Annotated in this window: 5 protein-coding genes; all 5 read left to right on the top strand. The window is 74.2% G+C overall.

The features are described from left to right. A partial coding sequence (locus AB1578_21685) for a lipid-A-disaccharide synthase (protein ID MEW6490510.1) occupies positions 1-422 on the top strand: 422 nt, incomplete at its 5' end. Positions 423-568: 146 nt separating this feature from the next. Next, entirely contained in the window at positions 569-2,314 is a 1,746-nt protein-coding gene (locus tag AB1578_21690) for an ABC transporter ATP-binding protein (protein ID MEW6490511.1), read from the top strand. After that, positions 2,307-2,954: a lysophospholipid acyltransferase family protein gene (locus tag AB1578_21695; protein ID MEW6490512.1), complete on the top strand. Its 648-nt coding sequence runs from the start codon at positions 2,307-2,309 to the stop codon at positions 2,952-2,954. Before AB1578_21690 ends, AB1578_21695 begins: the two co-directional genes overlap by 8 nt. Continuing rightward, positions 2,951-4,297 carry a glycosyltransferase N-terminal domain-containing protein gene (locus AB1578_21700; protein ID MEW6490513.1) on the top strand — a complete coding sequence of 449 codons (1,347 nt, stop codon included), beginning with the start codon at positions 2,951-2,953 and terminating at the stop codon, positions 4,295-4,297. The genes AB1578_21695 and AB1578_21700 overlap by 4 nt, the downstream gene beginning before the upstream one ends. After that, positions 4,294-5,366 (top strand): tetraacyldisaccharide 4'-kinase (gene lpxK / locus AB1578_21705; GenBank protein MEW6490514.1); only part of this gene is annotated, 1,073 nt, incomplete at its 3' end. The genes AB1578_21700 and lpxK, both read left to right, overlap by 4 nt.

The raw sequence follows: 5,366 nt of genomic DNA on the forward strand, positions 1-5,366 counted from the left end.
CCCTGGCCGCTTCGGGGCTCCCCGTGGAGATCCTGGAGGGGCGTTCCCAGGAGGTGATGGAACGCTCCCGGGTCTGCCTGGTGGCCTCGGGCACGGCCACCCTGGAGTGTGCCCAGGCGGGCACCCCGCGCGTGGCGGTGTACCGGGTGACCCCGCTGACCTATTTCCTGGGGCGGCTCCTGGTGCAGGCCCCCTTCATCGCCCTGCCGAACCTGGTGGCCGGGCGGGAGGTCGTCCCCGAGCTCATCCAGACCGGCCCGGAGCCCGTGGCCCGGGCAGCGGCGGCGCTGCTGCCGGAGGGCCCTCCCCGGGCCGCCATGCTCGAGAGCCTCGCCGCCGTGCGCCGTGCCCTGGGCCCGGCAGGGGCCTCGGACCGGGCGGCCCAGGCCGTGCTGGAGCACCTGGACCACGGAAGCCCTTAGCGCGCCCCGCCCCCCCCGTCGAAATCGAAGTCGATATCGAAATCGATATCGGGGGTTCGGGGGCTCGATTGCGATTTCGATCTCGATTTGGATCTTTGGGGTCGCATCCATGACGTTCGCTGACCGCTGAAAGCTCGAGGCTTCCCTTGCAACTCCTCCGGCGCCTGGGCGCCTACTTCCTGCCGTACTGGAAGCACATCGCCGCGTCCCTCCTGTGCATGGCGGTGGTCGGGGCGACGGCGGGGGTGACGGCGTGGCTCGTCAAGCCGGTGCTCGACGACATCTTCATCCGCCACGACGCCTGGAAGCTCAAGATCCTGCCCGTGGGGCTCCTGGCCCTGTACCTGGTCAAGGGGGGTTGCCGCTACCTCCAGTCCTACCTCATGCGGTGGGTCGGCGAGAACGTGGTGCTGCGCATGCGCCGGGACCTCCTGGGGAGCCTCCAGCGCCGCGAGCTCGCGTTCTACGACCGAAACCCCACGGGCGCCCTGATCGCCCGGGTCACCAACGACGTGGGGCTCATGCAGCGGGCCATCCCCGACCTCATCCAGATGCTGCGCCAGGGGTTCACCGTGGTGGGGCTCCTGGTGGTGCTCTTCCTGCGGGATTGGAAGCTCGCCCTGGTGGGGGTGGCGGTCTTCCCCCTGGCCGCCTACCCCGTGCGCCGCATCAGCACCCTCATGCGCCGCTACGCCCGCAAGGGCCAGGAGCGCATCGGAGAGATCTCCAACGTGCTCCAGGAGTCCTTCTCGGGGATCGAGGTGGTGAAGACCTTCCGGCGCGAGGGCGCCCAGGTGCGCCGGTTCGACGAAGAAGCCGAGAAGCTGCGCCGGGTGCACCTGAAGAGCGCGCGGGTCAACGAGGCCACGGCTCCCCTGATGGAGTTCCTGGGGGCCGCGGGGGCGGCCCTCATCATCTGGTACGGGGGCAGCCAGGTCCTGGCGGGTACGACCACCCCGGGGAGCTTCTTCAGCTTCCTCACCGCGCTCTTCCTCCTCTACGACCCCCTCAAGCGCGCCGGAAGCCTCAACAACTCCTTCCAGCAGGCCCTGGCGGCGGGGGAGCGGGTCTTTGGGGTCATGGACGAGCCCCCCGCCCCCTGCGAGCTCGGCGGGGGCCGGGAGCTCGGGGGCCCCGTGGAGGAAGTGTCCTTCGACGGGGTGCGGTTCGCCTACGAGGCCGGGGGGCCCGAGGTCCTCCAGGGGGTGAGCTTGCGGGCCGCCCGGGGGCAGGTGGTGGCCCTGGTGGGCCCCAGCGGCGGGGGCAAGTCCACCCTCCTCAAGCTCCTGCCCCGCTTCTACGACCCCACCGGAGGGACGGTGCGGATCAACGGCGTGGACCTGCGGGAGTACACCCTGGAGAGCCTGCGCGGCGCGGTGGCGGTGGTTACCCAGGACACCTTCCTCTTCCACGACACCGTGCGGCGAAACCTGCTGGTCGGGCGCCCCGATGCGACCGACGCCGAGGTGGAGGCCGCGGCCCGGGCGGCCCACGCCCACGGCTTCATCTCGGCCCTGCCCCAGGGGTACGAGACGCCGGTGGGGGAACGGGGCGACCTCTTGAGCGGAGGCCAGAAGCAGCGGCTGGCGATCGCCCGGGCGCTCCTCAAGGACGCGCCGATCCTGGTCCTCGACGAGGCCACCAGCGCGCTGGATTCCGAGTCGGAGCGGGAGGTGCAGGCGGCCCTGGAAGAGCTGATGAAGCGCCGCACCACCTTCGTCATCGCCCACCGCCTCTCGACCGTGCGCCACGCCGACCTCATCCTGGTCGTGCGCGAGGGCCGGGTGGTGGAGCAGGGCACCCACGAAGCGCTCCTGGCCCGCAGCGGGGAGTACGCGCGGCTGTGCGCCGCCCAGTTTCGGGGAGAGGGGGGCGGGGACCCCGATGGGTGAACGGACGCTGGCCCTGGCGGCGAGCCTGGGGCGGGGATACCTGCGGCTCCTCCAGGCCACGTGCCGCTTCCGGGAGGAAGGCGCCCGGGAGCCGGTGGCGGAGGCCCGGACCGCGGGCCCTCGACTCTGGGCGTTCTGGCACAACCGCCTCCTGGGGCCCCTGATTCCCTACCGCAACCAGGGGGCAGGAGTCGTGATCAGCCAGAGCCGCGACGGGGAGCTCATCACCCGCATCGTGGAGGGATTCGGGTACGTGGGGCTGCGGGGTTCCTCGAGCCGGGGGGGCTCCCAGGCACTTCGGGCGCTGCTGGCCCACCTGCGCTCCGGGCATGACGTGGCCTTCACCCCCGACGGTCCCCGGGGCCCGCGCTACACGGTGCAGCCGGGCCTCGCGTACCTGGCCGCCAAGACGGGGTGGCCCGTGGCCCCCGTGGGGGTGGCCTACTCCCGCAAGGCGGTCTTCCGCTCCTGGGACCGGTTCCAGCTGCCCCTGCCCTTTGCGACGGTGCTCCTCCACTTGGGGGAGCTCCTGTACCTGGCCGCGGGAACGCCGGAAGAGGAGGGCGCCGAGGCGATCCGCCGGGCCCTGGAGGCGGCCACCGCGGCGGCGGACGCCCGCCTGGGAGTGCACTCCCCGTGAGGTCCCCCCCACCCGCAACCGTCACCGGGCGCGCCGCCTACGCCGCCTACGCCGCCTACCAGACTGCCGGCTGGGCCGGGCTTACCCTGGGCTGGCCGCTGCTGCTGGCCAAGGCCCTCCGGGATCCCCGCTACCGGGTGGGGTGGGGGGAGCGGCTGGGGCGGTGGGGAGACGTGCCCGCCGGGGGACTCTGGGTGCACGGGGCGAGCGTAGGGGAGATGCGGGCCGCGGCCCCGTTGCTGCAAGCCCTCCGGGAAAGGGGCGTGTCCCTGGTGCTCAGCACCACGAGCCCCTCGGGCCGGGACGCAGCCCGGGCGCTTGCCGGAGCCCAGGGGGCAGCGCGGCTCCTGCCCCTGGACCTGGGCCCCCTGATGCGCCTGGCGCTGCGGGCGGCGCGCCCCCGGGCCCTGGTGTTGGTGGAGACCGAGCTCTGGCCGGCGCTGCTGCGCGGTGCGGCGCGAGCCGGGGTCCCCGCGCTCCTGGTGAACGCGCGCCTCTCGGACCGGGCCTTTCCCCGTTACCGGCGCGCGGCTCGGTGGCTCGCGCCGTACCTCGCGACCTTTCGTGCGGTGCTCGCCCAGTCGCCGGAGGATGCGCGCCGCTTCGGGGTCCTCGGGGTGCCCCAGGATCGGCTGACCCTGGGGGGCAACCTCAAGTACGACCTGCCGGCGCCCGACCCTTCGTCGCCGCCCGCCCGGGCCCTGCGCCGGAGCCAGGCGGCGGGGTGGCGGGTGGTGGTGGCCGGCTCGACCCACCCGGGGGAGGAAGAGGCCATGCTGTCTGCCGCGGGGGAACTGGCCGCCCGCGGGCTGCGGGTGGGCCTCGTGATGGCCCCGCGCCACCTGGAGCGCCTGACCGCCGTCGAGGCGGCCGTGACCGCGGCGGGCCGCACGGCGCGCCGGTGGAGCGCGCTCTCCGAGCCCCTGGAGGCCGGCATCCTGGGGGCCTTCGAGGCCGGGCAGGTGCTGGTGGTGGACGGGTACGGCCTCCTGGGCAGCCTCTACGGCGGAGCGGAGTGCGCCTTCGTGGGGGGGAGCCTGGCCCCCGTGGGCGGGCACAACCTGCTCGAACCCTTGAACTGGGGCGTGCCGGCGCTCTTCGGCCCCCACACCGAAAACGCCCGGGAGGTGCGCGACGAGGTGCTGCGCCGGAAACTGGGAGCCGAGGTGGCCGACGCGCAGGACCTGGCCCGCGCCCTGGAGGGCTACCTGACGAAGGACGCAGCCCGGGCCGCGGTGCGCCGGGGCGCGGCGGACCTCTTCGCGGCCAACCGGGGCGCCGTGGGGCGGGCCCTGGGGGCCCTGGAGGCCGCGGGCGCGCTCTCGCCGGGGGGGAAACGGTGACCGGCCTCTACTTCTGGGTGCGCGACGTCCTCTCCCGCCGTGCCGTGGGGTGGGCGGCCCAGGTGCTCTTCCTCCCCCTCACCCTTCCCGCCTGGGGGTACGGAAAAGCCCAGGCGCTTCGCCGCTGGGCCTATCGCCGGCGCATCCTGCGGGCCGAGCACCCGGGCGTGCCCGTGATCTCGGTGGGCAACATCGCCGCGGGGGGCACGGGCAAGACCCCCTGCGTGGAGACCATCTGCCGGGTGCTCCTCGAGGCGGGGCTTCGGCCCGCGGTGCTCTCCCGGGGCTACAAGGGCAGCCTCCGCGGCGGCACCGGGGTGGTCTCGGACCCGGACGGGGTGCTCCTCTCCCCCGAGGAGGCGGGCGACGAGCCCGTGCTGCTCGCCCGGCGGCTGCCCGGGGTGCCCGTCCTCGTGGGGCGCGACCGGCGGGCCACCGCCCGCCTGGCGGCCGAGCGCTTCGGCGTGGAAGTCGTGGTGCTCGACGACGGCTTCCAGCACCTGGGCCTGGCGCGGGACCTGGACGTCGTTCTCCTGGACGCCCGCCGCCCCTTCGGCAACGGCCACTGCTTCCCCCGGGGCCTCCTGCGGGAAGCCCCCGGGGCCCTGGCGGAGGCGGACCTGGTGCTTCTCACCCGCACCCGCCGGGCCGACTCCCAGGGCGTCGACGACGTGCGCGCCGCGGTGCGGCGCCACAACCTCACCGCCCCGGTGCTGCCCACCGCCCACACCCCCCGGCAGGTGGTGGACGTGGCCACGGGGGAGGCGGGGCCCCTGGAGAGGCTCCGGGGCCTCAAGGTTCTGGCCTTCGCCGGCATCGGCACCCCCGAGGCCTTCTTTCGAGAGCTCGGGGATCTGGGCGCCAAGGTGCTCCAGTCCGTCCCCTTCCCCGACCACCACCGCTACACCCCCGCCGACCTGGAGCAGGTGCTCACCTGGGCCCGGCTCATGAACGCCCAAGCCCTGGTCACCACCGAAAAAGACGGCGTCCGCCTCCTGGCCCACCTCCCGCTCCCCCTGCCGGTGCTCGCCACCCGCATCGAGATGGCGGTGCTCGACCGCCCGGAGGC

The sequence above is a fragment of the Thermodesulfobacteriota bacterium genome (genome assembly GCA_040756475.1).
Lineage (GTDB): Bacteria > Desulfobacterota > Deferrisomatia > Deferrisomatales > JACRMM01 > JBFLZB01.

Excerpts from the sequence above, each read along its gene's own strand:
- AB1578_21695 (MEW6490512.1), top strand. The coding sequence starts at position 2,307 with ATGGGTGAACGGACGCTGGCCCTGGCGGCGAGCCTGGGGCGGGGATAC.